The 22,840-nt window shown below is 65.4% G+C and carries 23 protein-coding genes and 1 tRNA gene; 4 read left to right on the top strand and 20 right to left on the bottom strand.

What is annotated here, in order from left to right:
• From Pcatena_RS03730 to pyrR, 9 genes are all read right to left on the bottom strand, one after another.
• Complete coding sequence (locus tag Pcatena_RS03730; RefSeq protein WP_126421736.1) at positions 1-288, bottom strand: DNA-directed RNA polymerase subunit omega; 288 nt, start codon at positions 286-288, stop codon at positions 1-3.
• A gap of 11 nt (positions 289-299) precedes the next feature.
• Positions 300-866 (bottom strand): guanylate kinase, encoded by a 567-nt coding sequence (gene gmk / locus Pcatena_RS03725; protein WP_126421734.1) that lies wholly within the window; start codon positions 864-866, stop codon positions 300-302.
• Complete coding sequence (gene mihF, locus Pcatena_RS03720) at positions 866-1,174, bottom strand: integration host factor, actinobacterial type (protein ID WP_126421732.1); 309 nt, start codon at positions 1,172-1,174, stop codon at positions 866-868. Before mihF ends, gmk begins: the two co-directional genes overlap by 1 nt.
• A gap of 210 nt (positions 1,175-1,384) precedes the next feature.
• Positions 1,385-2,113 carry an orotidine-5'-phosphate decarboxylase gene (pyrF, locus tag Pcatena_RS03715; protein WP_126421730.1) on the bottom strand — a complete coding sequence of 243 codons (729 nt, stop codon included), beginning with the start codon at positions 2,111-2,113 and terminating at the stop codon, positions 1,385-1,387.
• Between the two features lie 9 nt (positions 2,114-2,122).
• Positions 2,123-3,049 carry a dihydroorotate dehydrogenase gene (locus tag Pcatena_RS03710; protein ID WP_126421728.1) on the bottom strand — a complete coding sequence of 309 codons (927 nt, stop codon included), beginning with the start codon at positions 3,047-3,049 and terminating at the stop codon, positions 2,123-2,125.
• Complete coding sequence (locus tag Pcatena_RS03705; RefSeq protein ID WP_232619898.1) at positions 3,043-3,837, bottom strand: dihydroorotate dehydrogenase electron transfer subunit; 795 nt, start codon at positions 3,835-3,837, stop codon at positions 3,043-3,045. The genes Pcatena_RS03710 and Pcatena_RS03705 overlap by 7 nt, the downstream gene beginning before the upstream one ends.
• A gap of 95 nt (positions 3,838-3,932) precedes the next feature.
• Positions 3,933-5,222: a dihydroorotase gene (locus Pcatena_RS03700; RefSeq protein ID WP_126421726.1), complete on the bottom strand. Its 1,290-nt coding sequence runs from the start codon at positions 5,220-5,222 to the stop codon at positions 3,933-3,935.
• Positions 5,209-6,141 carry an aspartate carbamoyltransferase catalytic subunit gene (locus tag Pcatena_RS03695; protein ID WP_126423393.1) on the bottom strand — a complete coding sequence of 311 codons (933 nt, stop codon included), beginning with the start codon at positions 6,139-6,141 and terminating at the stop codon, positions 5,209-5,211. Before Pcatena_RS03695 ends, Pcatena_RS03700 begins: the two co-directional genes overlap by 14 nt.
• 1 nt (position 6,142) lies before the next feature.
• On the bottom strand, positions 6,143-6,727 hold the full coding sequence (pyrR, locus tag Pcatena_RS03690) for a bifunctional pyr operon transcriptional regulator/uracil phosphoribosyltransferase PyrR (protein ID WP_126421724.1): 585 nt from the start codon (positions 6,725-6,727) through the stop codon (positions 6,143-6,145).
• 199 nt (positions 6,728-6,926) lie between these two features.
• On the opposite strand from pyrR, the gene Pcatena_RS03685 reads away from it, so the two are divergent.
• On the top strand, positions 6,927-8,768 hold the full coding sequence (locus Pcatena_RS03685; RefSeq protein WP_126421722.1) for a glycosyltransferase: 1,842 nt from the start codon (positions 6,927-6,929) through the stop codon (positions 8,766-8,768).
• Positions 8,769-8,874: 106 nt separating this feature from the next.
• Here the strand turns inward: Pcatena_RS03685 and Pcatena_RS03680 are convergent, their stop codons facing one another.
• The 5 genes from Pcatena_RS03680 to Pcatena_RS03660 form a co-directional block, all read right to left on the bottom strand.
• A complete protein-coding gene (locus tag Pcatena_RS03680) occupies positions 8,875-9,825 on the bottom strand; it encodes a glycosyltransferase (protein ID WP_126421720.1) in 951 nt (316 codons plus the stop codon).
• A complete protein-coding gene (locus Pcatena_RS03675; protein WP_126421718.1) occupies positions 9,825-10,592 on the bottom strand; it encodes an ABC transporter ATP-binding protein in 768 nt (255 codons plus the stop codon). The genes Pcatena_RS03680 and Pcatena_RS03675 overlap by 1 nt, the downstream gene beginning before the upstream one ends.
• 27 nt (positions 10,593-10,619) lie before the next feature.
• Positions 10,620-11,459 carry an ABC transporter permease gene (locus Pcatena_RS03670; RefSeq protein WP_229059631.1) on the bottom strand — a complete coding sequence of 280 codons (840 nt, stop codon included), beginning with the start codon at positions 11,457-11,459 and terminating at the stop codon, positions 10,620-10,622.
• 99 nt (positions 11,460-11,558) lie between these two features.
• Positions 11,559-12,707, bottom strand: a complete 1,149-nt coding sequence (locus Pcatena_RS03665; RefSeq protein ID WP_126421716.1) for an EpsG family protein — start codon at positions 12,705-12,707, stop codon at positions 11,559-11,561.
• A 93-nt stretch (positions 12,708-12,800) separates the two neighbouring features.
• Positions 12,801-12,875 (bottom strand) — tRNA-Asn (locus tag Pcatena_RS03660).
• A 222-nt stretch (positions 12,876-13,097) separates the two neighbouring features.
• Between Pcatena_RS03660 and Pcatena_RS03655 the strand changes: the two genes are divergently transcribed.
• From Pcatena_RS03655 to Pcatena_RS03645, 3 genes are all read left to right on the top strand, one after another.
• Positions 13,098-13,880 carry a DNA/RNA non-specific endonuclease gene (locus Pcatena_RS03655; RefSeq protein ID WP_126421714.1) on the top strand — a complete coding sequence of 261 codons (783 nt, stop codon included), beginning with the start codon at positions 13,098-13,100 and terminating at the stop codon, positions 13,878-13,880.
• Between the two features lie 186 nt (positions 13,881-14,066).
• Positions 14,067-14,843, top strand: a complete 777-nt coding sequence (locus Pcatena_RS03650; RefSeq protein ID WP_126421712.1) for a radical SAM protein — start codon at positions 14,067-14,069, stop codon at positions 14,841-14,843.
• A gap of 346 nt (positions 14,844-15,189) precedes the next feature.
• The gene (locus tag Pcatena_RS03645) at positions 15,190-15,774 is read left to right on the top strand and encodes a tRNA (cytidine(34)-2'-O)-methyltransferase (RefSeq protein WP_126421710.1); all 585 of its coding nucleotides are present in this window, start codon (positions 15,190-15,192) and stop codon (positions 15,772-15,774) included.
• A 26-nt stretch (positions 15,775-15,800) separates the two neighbouring features.
• Here the strand turns inward: Pcatena_RS03645 and Pcatena_RS03640 are convergent, their stop codons facing one another.
• The 6 genes from Pcatena_RS03640 to Pcatena_RS03615 all read right to left on the bottom strand — a co-directional run bounded on the left by Pcatena_RS03640 (position 15,801) and on the right by Pcatena_RS03615 (position 22,840).
• Positions 15,801-16,340, bottom strand: coding sequence for a hypothetical protein (locus Pcatena_RS03640; protein WP_126421708.1), 540 nt, complete (start codon positions 16,338-16,340; stop codon positions 15,801-15,803).
• 82 nt (positions 16,341-16,422) lie between these two features.
• Complete coding sequence (gene rpoD / locus Pcatena_RS03635; protein ID WP_232619897.1) at positions 16,423-17,751, bottom strand: RNA polymerase sigma factor RpoD; 1,329 nt, start codon at positions 17,749-17,751, stop codon at positions 16,423-16,425.
• 123 nt (positions 17,752-17,874) lie between these two features.
• Positions 17,875-19,755: a DNA primase gene (gene dnaG, locus Pcatena_RS03630; protein ID WP_126421706.1), complete on the bottom strand. Its 1,881-nt coding sequence runs from the start codon at positions 19,753-19,755 to the stop codon at positions 17,875-17,877.
• Positions 19,752-20,831, bottom strand: coding sequence for a bifunctional riboflavin kinase/FMN adenylyltransferase (gene ribF / locus Pcatena_RS03625; protein WP_126421704.1), 1,080 nt, complete (start codon positions 20,829-20,831; stop codon positions 19,752-19,754). The genes dnaG and ribF overlap by 4 nt, the downstream gene beginning before the upstream one ends.
• Positions 20,828-21,760 (bottom strand): tRNA pseudouridine(55) synthase TruB, encoded by a 933-nt coding sequence (truB, locus tag Pcatena_RS03620; RefSeq protein WP_126421702.1) that lies wholly within the window; start codon positions 21,758-21,760, stop codon positions 20,828-20,830. Before truB ends, ribF begins: the two co-directional genes overlap by 4 nt.
• A 3-nt stretch (positions 21,761-21,763) precedes the next feature.
• A complete protein-coding gene (locus tag Pcatena_RS03615) occupies positions 21,764-22,840 on the bottom strand; it encodes a DHH family phosphoesterase (RefSeq protein ID WP_126421700.1) in 1,077 nt (358 codons plus the stop codon).

The raw sequence follows: 22,840 nt of genomic DNA, 5'->3' as shown, positions 1-22,840 counted from the left end.
TTACTCGCCAATCTTGGTGTTCGTGTCCTTGATGGCCTCGTCGAAGTCCTCCTGGACGTACCCGAGCGTGCCATTGGCGATCTCGTCCATGGCGATGGAGGTCGTGTCCTGGCCGGAGACGACGGTCGTGATGTCGTCGACGTCCTGGATGGCCGTCACGCGCAGGTGCTGCCCGCGGAGCATGTTATTGATGTCGCACGCGCGCTTGGAAGCTACGGAGCACAGCAGGAACGGGTTGTGCTCGGTCTGCTCCAGCAGGTCGTCGATTTCAGGCTTGATGACAGACATTGCTTGGTACCTCAATTCATCTCATGAGAGTCCAGGACGCGGAGCAGCTCCGCGCAGGACTCCTGAAGGTCGTCGTTGACAACGCGCTCGTCGTACTCTCGGGCCATCTCCATCTCACCGGCAGCGTCGGCGAGCCTGAGCTCGAGGCTCTGCTCGTCCTCGGTGCCGCGACCGCGAAGTCGCTGCTCGAGCACCTCCATCGAGGGCGGCTCGATGAAGACGAGCACGGCGTCCGGATAGACCTTGCGAACGTTGAGGGCGCCCTGCACGTCAATCTCGAGAATGACGGAACGGCCGGCCGCGAGGTTGCGGTCAACCTCTGAGCGCAGGGTACCGTAGCAGTTGCCATGGACGTTGGCCCACTCAAGGAACTCGCCAGCCTCGACGCGGGTGGCAAACTCCTCCTTGCTAAGGAAGTGGTACGAGACTCCGTCCACCTCGCCAGGGCGTGGCTGCCTCGTTGTGGCCGAGACCGTCAGGCCCAGGTCGGGGCGCTGCTCCCTCACGAGGGAGACGAGCGTGCCCTTGCCTGCGCCCGACGGTCCGGAGACGACGAACAGCCTAGGTGTGCGCGACACTACTTCGAGAGGATCTCGAGGAGGGCCTCACGCTGGCGAAGGCCGAGACCCTGGACGCGACGCTTCGGGGAAATCTCGAGCTCGTCCATGATCTTGGCGGCCTTGGCCTTGCCGTAGCCAGGCAGCGACTCGATGAGGGCGCGGACGGGCATACGGGTGGCGGCGGGGTCATCGGAGTCGAGGACGTACTCGAGGGTGACCTGACCGTTCTTGATCTTCTCGCGAAGCTCGGCACGGGCGTGACGGGCCTCGGCGGCCTTCTTCAGGTTGGCAGCACGCTGCTCCTCGGAAAGCTGAGGGAGAGCCATTGTTTCCTCCAAACATAAACAACGAACAAAAGAACCGAAGGGATGTCCATCCCCGGAATCGGCTGTATGCAACTATGGCAATAGAGCTGCCGTTTTGCAAGAACTTCGACATAAAAAGCTCCCGGTTTTGGCCAATTTACCACCACTTTTGTCAAGGGATGGACACTTTGTGGCCTTTTCCGGGAGCCTTGTGGCGAATCTATTTTGGGCCTAGGCGCGCTCGAGCTCGGCGACGATCGACTCGAAGGCGGCAACCGGGTCGTCGGCCTGCGTGATGGGCCTGCCCACGACGATGTGGCTCGCCCCCGCCTCGATCGCGGCGGCAGGAGTGGCGACCCTGCTCTGGTCGCCGAGAGCAGCGCCGGCGGGTCGCACGCCCGGCGTCACGATGAGGGCGTCCGGACCGAGCAGCTCGCGCATCTCGCGGGCCTCGCGCGGCGAGCAGACGATGCCGTCAAGCCCGCTGTCCAGGGCAAGCTTCGCGAGCGCCGCGGCCTGCTCGGGAATCGGGCGCGTGACGCCCACCTTGGCAAGCTCGTCGGCGTCCATGCTCGTGAGGACCGTGATCGCGATGACGTAGGGCTTGTGACCGTACTCGTCCTGGGCCTGCCCGGCGCCCTCATGGCAGGCGCGCAGCATGGCCTCGGAGCCAGAGCCGTGAACGGTCACGAGGTCGGCGCCGGAGTGCGCCGCGCTCTTGACGGCGCCGCGAACCTGGTGGGGAATGTCATGGAACTTGGAGTCCACGAAGACCTTGAAGCCACGCTCGCGCAGCTCGGAGACGAGAGGCAGGCCACCGTCGTAGATGAGCGTGATGCCCACCTTGAGCCACGTGGCATGTCCCTCGAGCTTGCCGGCAAGCGCGCGAGCCTCGTCGGGGCCGCAGTCGAGCGCCACCATGATGCGCTCGCGCGCAGAGAGGTTGTCGAACCTACCCATGTCTCTCCCCTATCCCTCGAAGGCGCCGATGAGCTCGTTGATGTCGCTGACGCCCTGGGACTCGGCCCACTCGGTGAGCTCGTCGAGGATGCGCGGCGCGGCCGTGGGGTCAACGAGATTGGCCATGCCCACCGAGACGCTCGTGGCGCCGGCGAGGATGAACTCCGCGGCGTCGCGACCGGTCATGACGCCGCCAACGCCCACGATTGGGATGTTCACGGCGTTGTGAACCTCCCACACCATGCGCACGGCGATGGGATGCAGGGCCGGGCCGCTCATGCCGCCCGTGGGACGCGACAGGCGGCTCCTGCGCGTGTCCACGTCGATGGCCATGCCGGAGATGGAGTTGATGACCGTGAGGGCGTCGGCACCCTCGGCCTCGAGGGCCTGGGCAACCTCGACGACGCGTGCAGGGGCCATCTTCACGAGCAGCGGGCGCTTCGTGTGGGAGCGCACGGCGCGGATCACCTCGGCGGCACCCTCGGGCGTGGAGCCCATGGCGCAACCGCCGGCGGCGATGTTGGGGCAGCTGATGTTGATCTCGAGACCGGCGGCGAAGGGCGCAAGCTCCTCGAACAGGTCCACGGCGCGCACGTACTCGTCAACGGAATGGCCGGCAACCTGGCAGATCACCTGGGTGCCCTTGTCGGAGAGCTGCTGGAGGTACTCGCCATAGGAGTCAACAAGGCCGCGAACGCCGGGGTTCTGAAGGCCCACGGAGTTCATCATGCCACTCGTGACCTCGGCCATGCGCGGCGCGGGATTGCCGGGCCAGGGCTCGGCGGCGCAGCCCTTCGTCGTGATGGCGCCAAGGCGGCTCACGTCGTAGAAGCCCTCGAACTGCCAGCCAAAGCCATACGTGCCGCTCGCGGTGTTGATCGGGTTCTTCATCTTGATGCCGCCGAGGTCGACGGCCATGTTCACCTTGCTCACCATGCCACCACCTTCGAGTCGAAGACGGGACCTGCCATGCAGGCGCCCATCATGCCGTAGACGGTCTCGACGTTGCACGTGTTGCAAGCGCCAAAGCCGCAGGTCATCATGCGCTCGACGGAGACCTCGCACGTGACGCCGGCAGCCTCGGCGATAGCCGCGACGGCGCGCATCATAGGCTCGGGACCGCAAGTGAGGACGAGGTCATACGCACCCGTGGCGAGCATAGGCTCGACCTCGGCCGTCACGAACCCCTTCGTGCCAGCCGTACCGTCGTCAGTCGTGAGGCGGACCTCACCGCACAGCGGCCCGAGCTCGTCGGTTCCGCAGATCTTGGCGGCAGTGAGGGCGCCAACGACGGCGTCAACCTCGGCACCGTTGTCAGCAGCGAAGCGAGCAGCGGCGATGACAGGCGTGATGCCGATGCCGCCCGCGACGACGAGGACCCTCTTCGCGCCCTTGTCCATCCTCCAGCCGTGGCCACCGGGGCCAAGCACCGTCGAGGTAGAGCCGGCACCCATGGCGGAAAGCCTACGCGTGCCATCGCCCACGACCGCATAGTACGTGGTCACAGTGCCGGCCTCGGCATCAGCGGAGGAATACGAGAGAGGGATGCGAATGAGCTGGCGGGTATCGCCGGGGACCTCGAAGCTCATGAACTGACCGGGCTCGAGAGCTGCCGCCAGACGCGGGGCCTCGATCGTGAGGCGATAGACGCCCTCGGCCACAGGCTCGTTCGAGACGACGGTGAAGTCGTGGATGCGCGCCGGCGATGGTGTTGGTAGGGCCATGTCTCTCCTTTCGGGCAAAACGCCGTCGCGAGCCACGCGACGACCAAAGACGCCCGCCGACCCTCCCCGGACCGACGGGCGCCATGCGTATGGAACTAGGCGAGCTTGCAGTCCTTCAGGACGTGCTTGCCGGCAACGACCGTGTCCGTCGCGCGACCGGTGAGCTTGGCGCCCATGAAGGCGGAGTTGTGCTGCTTGCCGCAGAACAGCTCCGGCGTGACCTCGAGCTCGATGGCCGGGTCGATAAGGGTGAGGTCCGCGGGGGAACCGGCCTCGACCTTAACGGCCTCGAGACGGGCAACCTTGCGCGGGTTCACGCACATGACCTCGACGAGGCGCTGCCAGCTCATCTTGCCGGTGGAAACAAGGTTGGTGAGCATGAGCGGGAGGCTCGTCTCAAGGCCGACGACGCCGAAGGGAGCGATCTCGAACTCGCATTCCTTCTCGTGGAGGGCGTGCGGTGCGTGGTCCGTGACGACGCAGTCGAGCGTACCGTCGCAGATGCCCTCGCGGAGAGCCGCGGTGTCGGCAGGGGTGCGCAGCGGCGGGTTCATCTTGAGGTTGGTGTTGTAGGTCTCGTCGAGAAGCTCCTCGTCGAGGAAGAGGTGGTGCGGGCAGACCTCAGCCGTGACGGGCAGTCCCTCGGCCTTGGCGGCACGGACGAGCTCGGCGCCACGAGCGGTGGAGATGTGGCAGATGTGCAGGGCGCAGCCCGTGAGGCGGCAAAGCTCGATATCGCGAGCGATCTCGATCTCCTCGCCGGCGGCAGGCCAGCCAGCGATGCCGAGGCGGGTGCTCACGCGGCCCTCGTTGACCATACCGTGCTCGGTCAGGGACTTGACCTCGCAGTGGCAGGCGACGGCACGATCGAACTGACGGACGTAGTCCATCACGGTACGGAGCATGCCGGCGCTCTGCACGCCGTGGCCGTCATCGGAGAACATGCAGGCGCCCTCGGCGACCATATCGCCAATCTCGGCCAGGGCCTCGCCCTTCTCGCCACGCGTACAGGCACCGATGGGGCGGACGTGAACGAGGCCGCAGGCGTCGCCCTTGGCGATCTGATAGCGGATACCCTCGCCCGTGTCGACGACCGGGTCGGTGTTGGGCATCGTAGCCACGTCCGTGAAGCCACCGGCAGCGGCGGCAGCGGAGCCCGTCTCGATGGTCTCCTTGTACTCGAAGCCGGGGTCGCGGAAGTGGACGTGGATGTCGGTCAGGCCGGGAACGAGGTACTTGCCGTCGGCCTCGATGACCTCGGCACCCTCGGGGGCCTTGATGCGCTCGCCAACCCTGGCGATGCGCTCGCCCTCGATGAGCACGTCCATGACACCGTCGAGACCAATCTGGGGGTCAACGACGTGGGCGCCCTTAATCAGCAGCATTCTCTTCTCCTCCAAGCAGCAGGTACATTTCGGCCATGCGGGTGTAGAGGCCCGCGGCGACCTGTCGGGTCACGAACGAGTTCTGGGCGTCGGCGGGGATCGAGTCGATCTCCATGCCACGGTTCATCGGGCCCGGGTGCATGACGAGCGCACCCTCCTTCATGCGGGCGTGACGCTCGGCGTTGAGGCCCCACAGGCGGTTGTACTCTCGCTTAGAGGGGATGGTGGCACCCTCCATGCGCTCGAGCTGAACGCGCAGCATATACACGACATCGGCGTCCTCGATGACGGAGTCGAAGTCATACGTCTCCTCGGCGCCGAAGACCTCGGGCTCGGGAAGCTGGAACGTGGGCGGGCCCACGAGCGTGACCTTGGCGCCCATCGTGCGCAGCGCGGGGGCCAGCGAGCCCACGACGCGGCTGTGCAGAAGGTCACCGACGATGGCGACCTTGAGGCCTTCGAGCTTGCCGAAGTGCTCGCGCATCGTGTACAGGTCGAGCAGGGCCTGCGTGGGGTGGGCGTGCTTGCCGTCGCCGGCGTTGATGACGCGCGCGTCGGTGTACTGGGTGATGCGCTCGGCGGTGCCGGCGTTGCGCGCGCGGCAGACGAACATGTCGATGCCGTAGGAGTCGAGCGTCTTGATGGTGTCCTCGAGGCACTCGCCCTTGGAGACCGAGGAGCTGGAGCCCTGGACGTTCAGGGAGTCCGCGGAGAGGCGCTTCTCGGCAATCTCGAACGAGGAGCGCGTGCGGGTGGAGGCCTCGAGGAACAGGTTCACGATCGTGCGGCCGCGCAGGGCGGGCACCTTCTTGATCGTGCGGTGGTTAATCTCCTCCATCGAGCGGGCGGTGTCGAGGATCTGCGTGATGTCGTCGGCCGTTAGGTCCGTCGTGTTGATGAGGTTGCGTACGGAAAGCATCTTAGGCACTGACCTCCTTGTTGGCGATGGCCTGCTTCTCGGCCTCGATGTCCCAGATTTCCACCGCGTCGCGGCCGTCGAAGGACTCCACGAACACGCGGACGTCCTCCTCGTGGGAGCTGGGGACGTTCTTGCCCACGTAGTCGGCACGAATGGGCAGCTCGCGGTGGCCGCGGTCGACCATGACGGCGAGCTGGATGGTGGCGGGTCGGCCAAAGTCCATGAGGGCGTCGAGCGCCGAGCGGACGGTGCGGCCGGAGAAGAGCACGTCGTCGACGAGGACGATGTCCTTGCCGTCGACGTCGAAGTTGATCTCGGTCTTGTGGATGACGGGCGCGACACGACGCGTCACGTCGTCACGATAGAAGCTGATGTCGAGCTTGCCCACGGGCGGGCGAATGCCCTCGATGGCCTCGATCTCATCGGCGAGCTCCTCGGCGATGTTTGCGCCGCGACGCACGATGCCGACGAGGGCGATGTTGCCAGCCCCCTCGTTGTTCTCGATGACCTCGTGGGCGATGCGGGTGAGGGCTCGCGCCATCGCCGCTCCGTCCATGATGGTCGCCTTGGGTGCGATCTGTTCCATGTGGCTCCCTTCACAAAAAAAGACGCCTGTGCCTAGTGCGGCCCGGGACGTCTGGTGAAGGTCTCATATGTGTTACGCCGATGCGCTCGATCCTTGCCGGTGTCCCGCACCGTCTTAAAGGTCTTGACCACTATACTACTCAGCGACAAGAACAACGCCGAGATTCGAAATCCACTCGGCTCAACGCACAGGAGTGCACATGATCGAGCACAAGCTCTCTAACGTCTTGCTCAAGCCTGCAGAGCACCTGACGGGCCATGACGAGCTCTACGCATTCTGCTCCTCTCCGCTCGCCTATGACGACGCGCGGCAGGCCCTCGTCGTCGACGAGCCCACCGACTTCATGACTTTCCTCAACGCCTGCTCGACGGGCAAGTGGGCCAAGTACTGCGGCATCCACGAGGTGACGCTTTCCCTCGAGCTGTCCGGAGACGCCTGCGAGGTCGTCATCAAGGGACTGCCCGCGGGTGCGCGCGCAGACGCGGAGAGCACGGTCGAGCTCGACCGCCTCTCCATCAAGCCCGAGGAGGGCGGTCACGCCCGGGTGAGCGCCACGATTGACGCCGCCGGCATGGACCTCGTGGCCTTCGAATTGCTTCCCGCCGGCCGCACGCTCCTCCATTCTGGCAGCTACTCGGCACGCGTTGACGATGCGCGCGTGCGCCCCGTGCGCATCGCGCTGTCCACGACGACGTTCAAGAAGGAGCACTACATCGTCCCCAACATCGAGCTCATGCGCTCGAGCGTGGCGGGCGACGACGGCCCCATCCACGACAACTTCCACATGTTCGTCGTCGACAACGGCTCCACGCTTGACGCTGCGGCACTCAGCGACGAGCTCGTGACCGTGATTCCCAACGCCAACGTGGGCGGCGCCGGCGGATTTGCCCGCGGCATGCTTGCCGCGCTCGACTCCGAGCAGCCCTTCACGCACGTCATCCTCATGGACGACGACGTGCACGTGTTCCCCGAGAGCATCAAGCGCACCTACAACCTGCTCGCGCTTGCGACAGACGAGTACGCGAACGCCTTCGTGAACGGCGCCATGCTCTCCGTCGAGCAGCCCACGCGCCTGTTCGAAGACGTGAGCCACGTGCTGCGCAGCGGCAAGTACGCAAAGCTCAAGCCCGACCACTACGTCGACCGCCTGGCTGACGTCGTGGCGAACGAGCGCGAGAACGTCGAGGTGGAGCACGCTTACGGCGCCTGGTGGTTCTCGTGCATCCCCGTGGCCAACATCCGCGAGAAGGGCCTGCCGCTGCCGGTGTTCGTGCGCTGCGACGACGTGGAGTACGGACTGCGATCCAACCCCACCTACATGACGATGAACGGAATCTGCGTGTGGCACGAGAGCTTCGAGGGCCGTCCTCGCGCTTCGGTGGACTGCTACCAGTACGTGCGCAACTTCCTCGTCATGGCCGCATGCGACGGATTCGTGAACACCGAGCTGTTCATGACGCGCGTGTGGAGAAACGTCATGCTACGCCGCCGCGAGCTGGAGTATGGCGCCGCCGAGCTGCTGCTCCAGGGCGTCGAGGACTACCTGCGCGGACCCGAGTGGCTCATGGAGGTGGACGGCAGCGCCCTCATGCGCAAGAACGCCCAGCTCAACGACAAGTTCGTGCCACTGTCGGAGGTTGACCCAGAGCTGCTCGACTCCGCGGACCTCGACGCCATCCACCCTGAGCCCCACCATGCCATAGGCATCGCCGGCAAGCTTCGCAAGTCGATCCCCTATGACAAGCACCTGCTGCCTGATGCCCTGCTCAGAAAGGCCCCCGGCCACATGCAGACGACGGGCCCCTGCGTCTACGACAACGACACAGTTGCGCGCAAGACGGTGCTCGTGCTTGACGTCACCGGCGAGAAGGCCGCGGTCCGCCGCATGGACCGCGAGCGAAACCACCGCATCATCGAGCGCGAGCGCACGCTCAAGCGTCGCTGGCAGCTCGAGCACGAGAAGGTCGCGGCCGCCTATGCGGACGCCTTCCCGAAGATGACGAGCGACGCCTGGTGGCGTGGCTACCTGGGAATGAAGTAGCGAGCCCGACTACACGATGAGCAACAGAGGGGGCGATCGCGAGCATGCGGTCGCCCCCTCACTTTACCTAGGCTTTCGCCATTTAGTTACGCACAGGCGTGAGACGTTACTTCTCAGGACGTCTCACGTACTCGATCTGGGGATGGAAACGAAGGCCCTCGAGCGTGCCGCCGACGACGGCCCGAGCGCGCTCGAGCTTACGCCCCTTCGCCTCGAGGACGATGCGCGCGAGGTGATTGAGGTCTCGGGCGATGACGTAAGCATAACCAGCGAGGCCCTCGCCGCGGTACAGCACGATGTCATTGCGATACGCCAGACGGAACCGGCCGATGCGCTCGCCCGAGTCGAGCGCGATGTTGCCCGCGCCATTGACCTTGCACTTGTGCGTCACGACGCTCGTGCCCACGACATAACACGGATGGACGCGAGACACGCGCCTCGTGAACTCCCAGTCATCCGTCCAGATGAAGAAGTCCTTGATGGGAAGCCCCAGCTCGGCAATGACGTCCGCCGGAACGAACAGCGACACAAACGAGGCGAGCGTGCAGGGTTGCAGCTCGGGTGTGAAGTCCTCGATCGTGGTGTGAAGCGGATGCCGTTGACGGTTCATCGTGCAGGGATTGCCGTCCGTCCACAGGCACACGCTCGTGAGATACCCGTAGTCGCCGTCAAGCCCCTCGCCCGCGAGCAACAGCTCGCGCAGGGTGTCGGAGTGGGCCATGCAGTCATCGTCCATGACCCAGACAAAGTCATACCCCGCCTCGACCGCAACGCGCATGCCAAAGTTGAAGCCACCGGCACCACCGAGGTTCTCCCCCGTGTTGTGATAGACGAGGCGGCCGCTGGCAACGAGCGGCGCAAGCGCCTCCTGCGTGCCGTCCGTGCTCGCGTTGTCAACGACGATGACAGAGAGCTCGTAGGCGTCCCCAAGCCCGCCGAGGTCCTGGGCCGCAAGGCAGTCGAGGCACTCGAGCAAAAGCTCCTTGCGGTTGTACGTCACGACGACGGCCGCGACGCTCCTCTTGCGCGCTGGGGACGCGCCATTCTCGGCGCCCATTAGTTGAACTGCCTGCGGTAGGCCTGGCAGACATCGTCGGTGTCGCCGATCATGCGCTGCTCGCCCTTCTCGATCCAGACGCAGCGCGTGCACAGGCGCTCCACCTGCTCGAGCGAGTGGCTCACGAACAGCACGGTGACGCGCCCGCTCTCGATGAACTCGCGGATGCGGCGCTCGCACTTCTCCTGGAAGAAAACGTCGCCCACGGAGAGCGTCTCGTCCACGATGAGGACGTCGGGCTCCACGACTGTGGCGATGGCGAAGGCGATGCGCGCGACCATGCCGCTCGAGTAGTTCTTGAGCGGCATGTCCATGAAGTCCCTGAGCTCGGCGAAGTCGACGATGTCATCGAGGTGCGCGTCGATGAACTCCTTGGTATAGCCAAGCAGCGCGCCATTGAGGTAGATGTTCTCGCGGGCCGTGAGCTCGATGTCAAAGCCGGCGCCGAGCTCGATGAGCGGCGCGATGTTGCCGTGAACCCGAACGCTGCCCTCGCTGGGCTCCAACACGCCGGCGATGATCTTGAGCATCGTGGACTTGCCCGAGCCGTTCGTGCCCACGAGGCCGAGGACCTCGCCACGGCGCACCTTGAAGCTCACGTGCTTGAGGGCGTGGAACTCCTCGAAGAACAGCTCGTGCTTGACGAGCTTGATGAAGTACTCCTTGAGGTTGTCGAGGCGCTCGCTTGCCATGTTGAAGATCATGGAGACGTCGTTGACCTCGATGGCATAGTCCTCGGAGTTCGTGGTGTCAGTCTTGACTGCCATGGGGATTAACCAGCCTTTCGGCTCAGACTAGATGTAGAGGATGAACTTGCGCTGGAGCTTGCGGAAGACCGCATAGCCAACGGCGAGCATGAAGACGGCCCAGAACACGCACATGGCGACGGTGATGAGCTCAGGCGGCTGTCCGTTGAGCAGGATCATGCGCATGAACGCGACGTAGTTGTACATGGGGTTGGCAAGCATGATGACGCGCATGAAGGCATACGGCACCTGGGCGATCATGCTCACCGGCCAGAACAGCGGCGTGACGTAGCTCCACGCGAGGATCACGACGCTCCACAGGTGGATGATGTCACGGAAGAAGACGGCCAGCGACGAGAGCAGCAGGCTCATGCCGATGCAGAAGCCCATGAGGAGCACGAGCAGCACCGGCAGCAGTATGACCGTCCAGGTGGGAAGGACGCCCTCCCACAGCATGACGATCACGACGGCGATGAGCGAGAAGGCGAAGTTCACGAGCGCGAACAGCACGCGCTCCACGGGAAAGACCGTCTTGTTGATGCGGACCTTCTTGAGCAGCGGGGCCGCGTCAAGGATCGAGGTGACGCCCTGGTTGGTGGAGTCGGCGAAGATGGTCCAGATGACGTTGCCGAGGATGAGGTAGAGCGGGTAGTGCTCCATGTTGTCATAGCGCAGGAAGAACGAGAACACGAGCGACATGACGACCATCATGAGCAGCGGGTTGAGCACGCTCCACACGACGCCGAGAACGCTGCGGCGGTACTTGCGCTTGAAGTCCTTGCCCACGAGCTGCGCGAGGATGAACTTCTCCTTGGCCCGGCCGGTCTTTGCGTAGGCCTCCGAGGCGGGAACGGTGGCCTGGCCGGCCACGGTCTGGTCTTGGGACAATTCGGTCTCCTTGACGGTCCGTCAGATGACGCGCGGGGCGCGTTCGAGACGGCCGCATATCTTGCGGCGTCTCAAGCTCTAAATGATAGCAGCGCGGCGCTAGGAGAGGGTGCCCTCCACCGCACGCTCATCAAATACTGACTGATACGGCACCACGCCATACTGCCCGCCCGCGATAACCTGGACGTAGGTTGCCGCAATCCAGGCAACGAGCACGATAGCCGCGCAGGAACGGCGCAGACGCCCAGCCGGCAGCCAGTCAAGCGCCATGGGCATGAGCAGTATGAGCGCGGGCACAAAGTAGCGGGCCACGCGGTCGATGATGAAAGGCAGGAACGCCGCCGAGATGTTCAGCGCAAACGCGAGCGTGGCGCACGCGAGCAGGGCAGAGGCGATGCGGCCGATGGGCTTGCCTGCGAATCGCGACGCCACAAGCGCGAACGCCCACGTCATGCCAGAGGTCACGATGGCATTGAGCCGCGGATTTGGCCCAACGTAGACGCTGCTCGAGGGGTCAAGGTACAGGCCAAAGCGCGTGCCCGAGAAGAGCAGCTGGGCCACGTGAACGCCCGCGAAGGCAAGCGCGATAACGCCCAAAAGAACAACGCAGGAACGCACGGGCGTCATCCCGATCCGCAAGAGGGGCCACAGGGCAAGCCACATGAGGCAGCTCAGATGCATGCTGGCCCCCAGCAGCACCCAAAGGGCATAACGGCCAAACGCTCGACGCCTGGCGCCCGGCTCTTCCCCGTCCTCAGCGCCGACCCACTCCAGGCCGTTGAGGACGCAGGCGATGCCAAACCACTGCCGGGCGATGTTGTACGTCTCAAAGTAGAAGCCGGCAAGGACGAACAGGGCAACCGAAAGCGCGGGCGCAGGCGAGACGCGCCTGCAGGCCCTGAGCACGAGCGCATAGGTTGCCGCCGAGAGACACGCGAACATCCACTGTGGGTTGTCCGTAAACAGGTTGAGAAGGCGAATGAGCAGATAGAAGCCAGGGTCCATGCCGGGCGCGGGCGGCTCGCTCGCATAGAGGTGATAGAGCTGCCAATAGCCAAGGTAGCCGGCGGAATCCATGGTGGCGGAGTAGTCGACCCCGATGTCATAGCGAAGCGCGGCGGGAACGAGCAGCGCCACGAACGCAACGAACCAGAGCGCGTCGGCTCCCCGGCGGCCGAGACCCTCGACATGCTGCGCCACGGTCACCGCCGCGATGGCGACAAGCGCAGTGACGACATAGACAAACATGGGGACCTCCCGCAGCGCAAGCCCGACGCACGGACGGGCACATCATGGGCAAAACAAAACCCCGCTGGCAGAACCAACGGGGTCATCAAATTCTGGCTCCTCGAGTAGGACTCGAACCTACAACAACGCGGTTAACAGCCGCGGGCTCTACCATTGAGCTATCGAGGAATTCTGCTGTCAGGAGCTCGTTGCTTGCTCCTTGCGTGCGAAAACTAGTATACGGAAAGTGCGCGCGCATGCAACCAAGAATTTTGACTAATTTTTGCACGACCGTTTTTCTCGACGACGCGACGGCCGACAGACGAACCAGATTGGTTGGTAAGCGGCACCTTCAGCCCCCCCCATTTGCCACAATGGAATGCGTGCAGGCGCAGGTGAGGAGCAAAGGACATGGCCAGACACAACGCAGCAAGCCGGGCAGCGGCAAAAAACGGGTCTGCCGTCCTCGTCTGCATAGCGCTCGCATGGCAGGCGCTGGGTGCAGGCCTGCCAGCCACCACGGCCCGAGTCGACCCAGTCGAGTCCCCCACCACCGCGCAGGCCTCCGTTCCCGACGGCTGGCAGAGCTGGGACGAGGCCTCAGCCCCAGATTACGTGCTCGAGGCAGGACCGGCACAGGTGCGCAAGGCGCTCGAGGCGGGCGAGATAAGCTACTCCCCTCTCGACGGGCTCGGGCGTCCGGGCCTTGTGGCCGCCAGCCTCACGCACGAGAGCCGCAAGCGGGCAAGGCAGCGGGGAAGGCAGGACATCGAGGTCGATCCGGTAGGCTGGCCGGACGAGAACCCCAAGGTCAGCATCGAGACTCCCGACGGAAGCACATACAGGGGACGCTTCTGGAACCGATCCCACCTGCTCGCCGACAGCCTTGGCGGAGACCCCGCGCGCGAGAACCTCGTGACGGGTTCCCGCATGCAGAATGCCAGCGGCAACGACAACGAGGGTGGCATGGCCTACGGCGAGCAGGTTGCCAGGGATTGGCTCGACAAGCACGATGACGGCACGCTCTACTACTCCGCGCTGCCACTCTACGAGGGCGGCGAGCGGATACCGCGCGCCGTCATCGTGGACATGTTCTCCTCGGACGGCACCGTTGACATGGAGCTCATCGTCTACAACGCCGCGAAGGGCTATGCCATCGACTACGAGACGGGCGTCGTGACCCGAGTGGACTAGATGTGCTGCTCCGCCCGGCAGCGCTCGTCCTGGCCCCGATACAGCTCGCGCCATGACTCAAGGTCGCGCTCGAGCTCCTCGTCGCCCGTCGCGCTCACCCAGAACGGCCACTTGACGCGAGTGCGAGGCGACTCGACGCCATGTATGTGTGAAAATGAGCGTGTTTGCCCAGACGAGAGGAGCCCCATGCCAACGTTTCTCAACGACAGCCCCGTCTTTGGGCCCGTCCGAAGCCGCAGGCTGGGCCTCTCGCTCGGCGTCAACATGATGCCGGCGGCGGGCAAGATCTGCACGTTCGACTGCCTCTACTGCGAGAACGGCCTCAACGCCGAGCGCAGGTGCGCCCAGCGGCACAACACGGCCGAGACCGTCCTCGCCAGCCTTGAGCGCTCGCTGCTCGAGATGCGCAAGACAGGCGAGCTTCCCGATGTCATCACGTTCGCCGGCAACGGCGAGCCCACGGCGGCGCCCGAGTTTCCCGAGGCAGTCGCCGGAGCCGTGAGGCTTCGCGACGAGATTGCGCCCAGCTGCAGGATCGCCGTGCTCTCAAACGGCACGAGGGCGGACGTTCCAGCCGTCCATGACGCGCTCATGCTCGTGGACGACAACATCCTCAAGCTCGACACGGCAGACCGGTCCTACATCCAGCTGCTCGACAGGCCCGTCGGTCCCTATGACGTGGAGCACCAGATCGAGACATTCGCGAGCTTTGGCGGTCACGTCATCGTCCAGACGATGTTTCTCACGGGCAGCTTCGACGGACACAATCTCGACAACACCGGCGAGCGCTACGTGGGACCCTGGCTTGACGCCCTCCAGCGCATCCGCCCCCAAGAGGTCACCATCTACACCGTGGCACGTGACACTCCGGTCCCGGGACTCGAGAAGGCATCACCCGCGATCCTCGATGGCATCGCCGAGCGCGTGCGTGCCCTGGGCATCCCCTGCCAGGTGAGCTACTAGATCCCTAGGGCGCATCAGCTCCATGCAGCGCCAGCAGCTCTCGCGCAATCGGCCCGCCACATGGCCCATGGCCGCAGGAACAACGAGCATGACATAGGCAACGAACACGGAGAAGCCAACGAACTTGCCCACGAGCGGGCCTATCGCCTTGAGGGCGGGGCAACCAAGCGCGAGCCAGGCCGCAAGCGGAACGAAACCGATGGGCCTTGCGGTGGCGCTTGAGGAAGTCACCCGTACTCGGCTCCCTTTTCGCCAGCTGCCGCACGCGGCGTATACTCGAGAACATATCAGCCATTGTGGACAATAACTATTTTGCTAATCTACCAGCCATTTTATGGAGTGAATCATGTTCAACGTCGTGCTCTTTGAGCCAGAGATCCCCTCCAACACGGGAAACATCGGGCGAACGTGCGTCGTCACCGGCTCTAGGCTCCACCTCATCGGGCTACTCGGCTTCTCGCTCGGAGACGACATGCTCAGGCGCGCCGGCCTTGGCTACTGGCACAGCCTGGACGTCACGACCTACGCGGGCTGGGAGGAGTTTCTCGCGCAAAACGGGCTAGGCGAGACGGACGAGCGCCTGCACCTGCTCACGAAGAAGGCCCGCAAGACCTATGCGCAGGCAACCTATGCGGACGGCGACTTCCTCGTGTTCGGCAAGGAGTCCACGGGTCTGCCGGAGGAGTTGCTCGCCCGCGCGGCAAGCAGGTGCGAGCGCATTCCCATGCTGCCTGACGCGACAACGCTCAAGGACGCCGGCGAATGGGCGGCACGCGTTGGGCGCGAGCAATCCCACGAGGCGCTGCGCCAGGACGTCTGCGGCAACTTCGTTGACCCAGACGACTACCGCATCAGCGCGCTCAACCTCTCCAACTCCGCGGCCATCGTGCTCTACGAGGCCCTGAGGCAGACGGACTTTCAGGGCATGTAGCGAAGGCTGACGTGCGACCTGGCCAGCTAGAAGCAGAGCTTGATGAGGGCCTTCTTGAGGCCGTCAAGACAGTTCCATGTACCGTCGGAGCCCTTCTGGCAGTAGGCGTCTGCCTCCTCGCTCTCGAGCGGTGCGTCCGAGATGCACTGGAGCAGCACGGCACCGGCATCGGACCCGCTCAAGCCCTTCGACCTCGCCTGGAAGTCGGCCACGATTTCAGTGACCGAGCGGCACGTGAGCTTGACCTTGCAGGTGGCACTGCCGCCCGAGCCTGTGACATCGCCCAGCTCATAGTCAAAGCCCTGCAGGTAGGTCGTCACGACGTCGGAGGCCGAGAGGCCCATGTCATCAAGCTGGGACCCCACATATCCCGAAAGCGTGTCCTCCACGAGCTGGACGGAGTCGCCGCTGCCGGACTTGAGCTCATCGAGGCGGCTTGAGACGTCGTCCTTGATGGCCTGTCCGTCTGATGACGAGAAGTCAGAACCACCACAGCCAACGAGCAGCAGCGCCACGACGGCGAGAACGGCACACAGAACGGGCAGTACGGTTCGGCGATTCCTCATGATTCCCCCTAGCAAATGACCCCGCGGCCAAAGTCCGCAGGGTCATGGTAGCAAACAAATGTTTCAAGCAGCTGAAGAAGCCCTATTCGGCCATGTAGTCCTTGAGCTTGCCGGAGCGGCTCGGGTGACGCAGCTTGGCGAGCGTCTTGGACTCGATCTGGCGAATGCGCTCGCGCGTGACGCCAAACTCGCGGCCAACCTCCTCGAGCGTGCGCGGGTGGCCGTCCTCCAGGCCAAAGCGCAGCTTGATGACCTTGCGCTCACGGTCGGCGAGGCCGTCGAGCACCTGGTCGAGCTGCTCGCGCAGCATGGAGTCGCTCGCGGCTTCGGGAGGCGCAACGGCCTGGGCGTCCTCGATGAAGTCGCCGAGCTGGGAGTCCTCCTCCTCGCCGATCGGCGTCTCGAGCGACACCGGCTCCTGGCTGATCTTCTGAATCTCTCGCACGCGCTCGGCACTCATGCCCATCTCCTCGCCGATCTCCTCGGGGGTCGGGTCTCGGCCAAGGTCCTGGAGCAGCTGACGCTGCACGCGGACGAGCTTGTTGATCGTCTCGACCATGTGCACCGGGATGCGGATGGTGCGGGCCTGGTCGGCGATGGCACGCGTGATGGCCTGGCGAATCCACCACGTGGCGTACGTGGAGAACTTGAAGCCCTTCGTGTAGTCGAACTTCTCGACGGCGCGGATGAGGCCGAGGTTGCCCTCCTGGATGAGGTCGAGGAACAGCATGCCACGACCGACGTAGCGCTTGGCGATGGAGACGACGAGTCGCAGGTTGGCCGAGATGAGCGCCTGCTTGGCCTCGAGGCCCATCTGCTCGACGCGCGTGAGACGACGAAGCTCGACGCGAGAGAGCTCGAGCTCGCCGTTCTCGTGGGCCTCGAGCTTCTCGGCGGCCTCGGTGCCCGCCTCGATCTTCATGGCGAGGTGGACCTCCTCGCTGGCCGTAAGCAGGTCGACCTTGCCGATCTCCTTGAGGTACATGCGCACGGGATCGCCCGTGAGCATCACGGTGGCGGCGTCCTGGCGGCGGCGGGCCTTGAGGCTCGAGCCCTTCTTGGAGCGCTTGGGAGCAGCCGGGATGGCGGGAATCTTCTCGACGGGGCGTTCGTCATCGTCGTCAAGCGAGTTGATGCTCACGTGGGACTCACCGTCGCCGTTCTCGTCGTCGTCCTCGTCGGTGCCGGCATCCTCCTCGTCGGCCGCGACGATCTCCACGCCACGGGTCCGGAGGGCGCCATAGAGGTCCTCGAGCTCGTCGTCGTCGACGTCAACCTCACGAAGGGCGATCTGGATGTCGTCCTCCGTGACGCTCCCCGCGGACTTTGCGGTCTCGACAAGCTGGCCCAGGGCTCCCTCGAGCTCGGAGGAGAGCTTCGTATCGTTCTTGGTCTTCTTACTCGTTGCCACGGACTTCCTCTCGACTGCAGTCGATGCACAGATGTTGCTTATATTACCCTCAACGCATGAGCTTACGCATAAGAACGCAAGAAATGCGCAGCTTGCCGCCATCAAAGATGGGCGGCAACGTCCCTACTCGAGCGGCTGGGACGCGCGGACCTCGTCTCGCCTCGCCCTGAGTTGGGAGAGCTCGCGCAGGGCCTCCCTCGACTCGTCCGCGCCCATCGCACCGAGGCTCGCCGTGAGCTGCGAGATGCGTCGGTCGAGCGAGCGTATCTCGGCCTCGCCCACCACGAACTCCACGTTTTTGGCGGCGTCCCACGAGCTCGTGGACGAGAAGGAGCTCGAGCTCAGGATGCGCGGGGCGTCCGGGCAGGCGCGGGCGGCCACGGAGACCGCCTCGGCGGCAGGAGTTCCCTCTGGCGTAGCGAGTATGGCCCAGGCAATGGCCTGGTGGCGAGCGTCTGCCCAGCTGAGCGTCGCAATCCTGTCGGCATAGGGGCGAAACCGGTCTGGGTCCGAGGCGAGCAGCGCCAGGAGGTTGCGCTCGGCGCGCAGCTGCGCGCGGTCCTCGGCGGACAGCTCGGAGAAGGGGTCCTCGGGCACGGGTGACGCAACCACGGGCGCCTCCTCGTAGCCATAGTCGTCATAGGGAACGTCGTCGTAGGAGGGGCCATCGGGCTCCGGAGCACGCACGCGAGACGAGCCGGCGTCTCGCTCGGCAGGCTGCTCGACGGGGGTCTCGCGCACCTTGCGGCGCGCCGCCTCGAGGTCAACTCCCAGACGACCCGTCACGCGCTGTAGGTAGGAGTCGAGCAGGTAGGAGTTCTTGAGGGGCGCCAGCACCTTGGCAACGTCGTCGAGGGCGCGCAGGCGCAGGCCCGGGCTCGAGAGGTCGGAGCCCTCGAGCTTCTTCTCGAGAACGAAGTCGATGAGCGGGCGGGCGCCACGCAGCTGCTCGGCCATGGCCTGCGCGCCGTGGGCCTTGAGGAACTCGTCGGGGTCCTGGTTGTCTGGCAGCACGACGCACGTGAGCGCCGCCGCCGTGCTCTCCACATAGCGCACGGCGGCCTCGGCGGCGTGCTGGCCCGCCGCGTCGCCGTCGAACATGCACACGATCGTCTTCGCAAAGCGCGAGAGGGTCTTCACATGGTCGAGCGACAGCGCCGTCCCCAGCGCCGCCACGGTGTTGGTGAAGCCAGCCTCGTGCATCGAGATGACGTCCATGTATCCCTCGGACACGATGGCGTATCCCTTCGCCGCGATGCTCTCCTTGGCATAGTCGAACGCGAACAGGTGCTTGCTCTTGTGGAACACGCTCGTCTCGCGCGTGTTGAGGTACTTGGGCTTGGCGTCACCCATGACGCGCCCACCAAAGCCGATGCAGCGGCCCTGCTCGTCATGGATGGGAAACATCACGCGGTTGTAGAACTGGTCACGCGCCCGCCCCGAGCGACTCGAGACGAGGTCGGCCGCCTCGAGCTCCTGCCTCGAGAAGCCGGCGGCCGTGAGCTCGCGCATGAGCGAGACGCCGGAGTCGGCAAAGCCGAGGTGCCAGCGCGAGCAGATGTCTGAGTTGAAGCCGCGGCCGGCGAAGTAGCTCCTGGCAGCCGCGGCGGCCTCGCTGCGCCCGCGCATGAGGCGCACGGAGTAGGCGGACTGGGCCGCCTCGAGCGCGTCGATGACGCGCGTGCGCTTGGGACCGCGTCGTCCCGCGGCGGGAGCGTCGTCAATGTCGATGTGGGCGCGCTCGGCGAGGAAGCGGACGGAGTCGAGAAAGTCGAGTCCCTCGCGCTTCATCACGTAGTCAAAGACGTCACCACCGGAGTGGCAGCCAAAGCAGTGCCACAGCCCCGTGGCGGGCGTCACGTGAAACGAGGGGCTCTTCTCGTGATGGAAGGGGCAGCAGCCCCAGAAGTCGCCGCCGCGCTGCCTCAGGACGACCGTCTCGGAGACGAGCGCCACGATGTCGGTGGCCTGGCGGACGCGCTCCTTGTCCTCCTCGGTTATCACAGGACCTCGCCCTCCCCCAGATACTTCCTGACCCATGCGACGTTTCCGAGCACCGTTGCCTCCAGCTCCTCGACAGACGCGAACGTCCGCGGCTCGCGGAGCCACGCGACGAAGCTCACCGAGAGCCGCCTGCCGTAGAGGTCTCCCGAGAAGCCCACGAGCGAGGCCTCGAGGAACGGCTCCCCAGCGGCGCCTCCGAACGAGCGGGGCGCACCCACGTTGACGGCGGCAGGCCACGCGTGCGAGCCATCGCAGACGAGCGCGGCATAGACGCCCTCCGCGGGCAGGCAGACGGACGCGTCAATCCTCACGTTTGCCGTGGGAAACCCAAAGGACGCGCCCTCTCCCCTGCCGTGCTCAACGACGCCGCGAACCATGTGGTCACGGCACAGCAGTCGGGCGGCGTCCTCGACCTGGCCGTCCCGTATGAGCCTGCGGACGAGCGTCGCGCTCACCGCGCGGCCGTGCTCGCTCACGAGCTCGTGCCCATGGACGTCGATGCCGAGCGGGCCCGCCACCACGCGAAGCGCCGCGACCGTGCCGGCGCCGCCCGCACCCATGCGAAAGTCGGCGCCAACGTGGATGGAGACGGGGCTCACGGAGGCAGCGAGCCACTCTCGCAGGAACGTCTCGTGGCTCGTCGCGGCAAGTTCGCGCGTGAACGGGACGACGAGGACGGCGTCAAGGCCAAGCCTCGAGAGCATGCGCGCGCGGTCCTCAACCGCGAGCAGCGTGTCGTTGACGATGGGGCCGGCGAGGAGGGCGGCTGGGTCTGGCGAGAACGTCACCGCGATGCTCACGAGGCCGCGCTCGCGCGCCTCGTCGACGGCGGCGCGCACGAGCGCGCGATGACCGACGTGGACGCCGTCAAACGCGCCGAGCACGCAGACGGACGGACGGCCGCAGCCACATCCCATGGCCCCGGAGAAGTCATAGAGCTCGGAGCCGTTGCCAAGCTTGCGGGCCGGGACCAGCGGCTGGGGCAGCGCAACGCCGGCGACGAGACGGCCCCGGAGCTCGTCTGACGTCAGGGGTCGCTCCCAGCTAGGGCCGAGCGGGCGGTACTCGCCCATCATCGGCGCACCCCCGAAATGCCTGCGGGGAAGTTCGTGGAGCTCACGAGCTCGTCGCCGCGCCTCGTCCAGACGCCATAGAGCTTGTCTCCGGCAACGAGACAGACGCGGCCTCCCTCTTCGACGCTCACGCTACCGAGCGAGAGGTGCTTGCCGCAAGAGGCGTCCGCAAGATCTGCCTCGGAGAGGGAGCGGATGGGCGCGCCAACGCAGGCCGCAGGGTCGAGCGCCGAGGACGCCAGCACGCCTGCGCCGTCGCGCTCGAGCTCCTCGAGCGTCACGCACGAGGAGAGCGAGATGGAGCCCGAGCTCGTGCGCCTGAGGCCCGCGAGGTGCGCGGCACTCCCACACGCCCGCCCGAGGTCACGGGCGATGGCGCGGATGTAGCAGCCCTTGGAGACCTCAAACGCGCAGAGCCAACCCGGATGTCCGTCGACGTCCTGAATGGCCGCGAGCGACGCCGAGTGAACGGTCACGGGACGGGCGTCGAGCTCGACCGTCTCGCCGGCCCTTGCGCGCGCGTAGGAGCGCACGCCGTTCACCGAGATGGCGGAGTAGGCGGGCGGCACCTGCATGCACGGTCCCTCGATGGCGGCAAGGCGTTCCCGAACGGCATGCTCGTCCCAGGCCCAGTCGGGGACCTCGGCGGTCCTGGTGACCTTGCCCTCGGCATCGTCCGTTTCCGTCTCAGAGCCAAAGACGACAAGGCCCACGTAGCCCTTGCGCTCGGAGGTGAGCAGCCCCATGAGGCGCGTACCCTGCCCCACTCCCACGACAAGCACCCCGGACGCATCGGGGTCAAGCGTCCCCGCATGGCCCACGCGACGCTCGGCAAGCGAGCGCCTCACGCGGGCAACGACGTCGTGAGACGTCATGCCCAGTGGCTTGTCGACGGCAATCAGGGCGTTGATGCCACTCGTCCCACGCCGCATATGCTAGACCCCTTTGCCAAGCTCGAGTTTCATCTGAGGATTGTGGGGAGCCGGAGCCTCCCCATCGGCGGCCGCAAGCACGGCCTGCAGCTGAGGCAGGACGCAAGCGAGCGTGGCGTCGATACCGCCATCGGAAGTGAATCCGGCAGCCGCCTTGTGTCCGCCACCGCCCATGGAGCGCGCCACGACGGAGATGTCGTGCTTGCCCTTGGAGCGGAGGTTTCCGCGGACCTTGCCGTCCGGAAGCTCCTTGAGGAACAGCGCGACCACAGAGCCCTCCACGCTGCGCACGACGTCGATGAGGCCGTCGCACTCGTCTGGGTGCGCCCCCGTGCGCTCGAGATCGTTTCTCGTGGCGTAGCTGTAGGCGATGCGGCCGTGGTCAAACGTCACGATGCGTCCCATGACGACGCTCTCGAGGTGCAGGTAGGCAAGGCGGAAGCTCTGGTAGACGTTGAGGGAGATCATGGACGGCGACGCACCGGCGTCAACGAGCATGCTCGCGCACTCGAACGCCTCGGAGTCGGCGTTCTGGTACTGGAAGCGGCCCGTGTCGGTGACGATGGCGCAGAACAGGCAGTTGGCGATGTCGACCGTGAAGTGCGCACCGAGAAACAGGCCGAACTCGGCGATGACGACGCCCGTCGCAGCCGCGTCGGGGCGGATGAGCGCCACGTCGCCAAACGGCGTGGTGGACGGGTGGTGGTCCATGATCGCGATGTGCCGGCTGCGCTCGAGCACGGGCTGGGCCTTGTTGAGGCGCGGTGCCACCGAGAGGTCAACGACGATAAACAGGTCCGGCGTGCCCGCATAGTCCGAGGCGTGGACGAACGATTCCGCCCCGGGCAGGAACCTGTACAGGCGGGGAACGGGGGCGTCGTCTGCCAAAAGGTTCGTGACGTGCTTGCCGGCCCAGTGCTGGGAAATGATCTGGGCGAGCGCGAGGCCGGAGCCCAGCGCGTCGCCATCGGGATCGGTGTGAGCACACACCACGATCTCGGTCGCGTCGTCTATGAGCGCGCAAATCCTGCCGAACTTCTCGCGCTGCTCGGCAAATACGTTCTCGTCACCTGCGTTCAT

Origin of the sequence: Parolsenella catena, from assembly GCF_003966955.1 — a bacterium.
GTDB lineage: Bacteria > Actinomycetota > Coriobacteriia > Coriobacteriales > Atopobiaceae > Parolsenella > Parolsenella catena.
Note: the sequence above shows the minus strand (reverse complement) of the source record. Positions and strands in the feature narration are given on the sequence as shown.

What these genes read in the sequence shown, in the direction of transcription:
- Pcatena_RS03730 (WP_126421736.1), bottom strand. Translation starts at nt 288, where the DNA reads ATGTCTGTCATCAAGCCTGAAATCGACGACCTGCTGGAGCAGACCGAG.
- mihF (WP_126421732.1), bottom strand. Translation starts at nt 1,174, where the DNA reads ATGGCTCTCCCTCAGCTTTCCGAGGAGCAGCGTGCTGCCAACCTGAAG.
- pyrF (WP_126421730.1), bottom strand. Translation starts at nt 2,113, where the DNA reads ATGGGTAGGTTCGACAACCTCTCTGCGCGCGAGCGCATCATGGTGGCG.
- Pcatena_RS03710 (WP_126421728.1), bottom strand. Translation starts at nt 3,049, where the DNA reads ATGGTGAGCAAGGTGAACATGGCCGTCGACCTCGGCGGCATCAAGATG.
- Pcatena_RS03705 (WP_232619898.1), bottom strand. Translation starts at nt 3,837, where the DNA reads ATGGCCCTACCAACACCATCGCCGGCGCGCATCCACGACTTCACCGTC.
- Pcatena_RS03700 (WP_126421726.1), bottom strand. Translation starts at nt 5,222, where the DNA reads ATGCTGCTGATTAAGGGCGCCCACGTCGTTGACCCCCAGATTGGTCTC.
- Pcatena_RS03695 (WP_126423393.1), bottom strand. Translation starts at nt 6,141, where the DNA reads ATGCTTTCCGTACGCAACCTCATCAACACGACGGACCTAACGGCCGAC.
- pyrR (WP_126421724.1), bottom strand. Translation starts at nt 6,727, where the DNA reads ATGGAACAGATCGCACCCAAGGCGACCATCATGGACGGAGCGGCGATG.
- Pcatena_RS03685 (WP_126421722.1), top strand. Translation starts at nt 6,927, where the DNA reads ATGATCGAGCACAAGCTCTCTAACGTCTTGCTCAAGCCTGCAGAGCAC.
- Pcatena_RS03680 (WP_126421720.1), bottom strand. Translation starts at nt 9,825, where the DNA reads ATGGGCGCCGAGAATGGCGCGTCCCCAGCGCGCAAGAGGAGCGTCGCG.
- Pcatena_RS03675 (WP_126421718.1), bottom strand. Translation starts at nt 10,592, where the DNA reads ATGGCAGTCAAGACTGACACCACGAACTCCGAGGACTATGCCATCGAG.
- Pcatena_RS03665 (WP_126421716.1), bottom strand. Translation starts at nt 12,707, where the DNA reads ATGTTTGTCTATGTCGTCACTGCGCTTGTCGCCATCGCGGCGGTGACC.
- Pcatena_RS03655 (WP_126421714.1), top strand. Translation starts at nt 13,098, where the DNA reads ATGGCCAGACACAACGCAGCAAGCCGGGCAGCGGCAAAAAACGGGTCT.
- Pcatena_RS03650 (WP_126421712.1), top strand. Translation starts at nt 14,067, where the DNA reads ATGCCAACGTTTCTCAACGACAGCCCCGTCTTTGGGCCCGTCCGAAGC.
- Pcatena_RS03645 (WP_126421710.1), top strand. Translation starts at nt 15,190, where the DNA reads ATGTTCAACGTCGTGCTCTTTGAGCCAGAGATCCCCTCCAACACGGGA.
- Pcatena_RS03640 (WP_126421708.1), bottom strand. Translation starts at nt 16,340, where the DNA reads ATGAGGAATCGCCGAACCGTACTGCCCGTTCTGTGTGCCGTTCTCGCC.
- ribF (WP_126421704.1), bottom strand. Translation starts at nt 20,831, where the DNA reads ATGATGGGCGAGTACCGCCCGCTCGGCCCTAGCTGGGAGCGACCCCTG.
- truB (WP_126421702.1), bottom strand. Translation starts at nt 21,760, where the DNA reads ATGCGGCGTGGGACGAGTGGCATCAACGCCCTGATTGCCGTCGACAAG.
- Pcatena_RS03615 (WP_126421700.1), bottom strand. Translation starts at nt 22,840, where the DNA reads ATGAACGCAGGTGACGAGAACGTATTTGCCGAGCAGCGCGAGAAGTTC.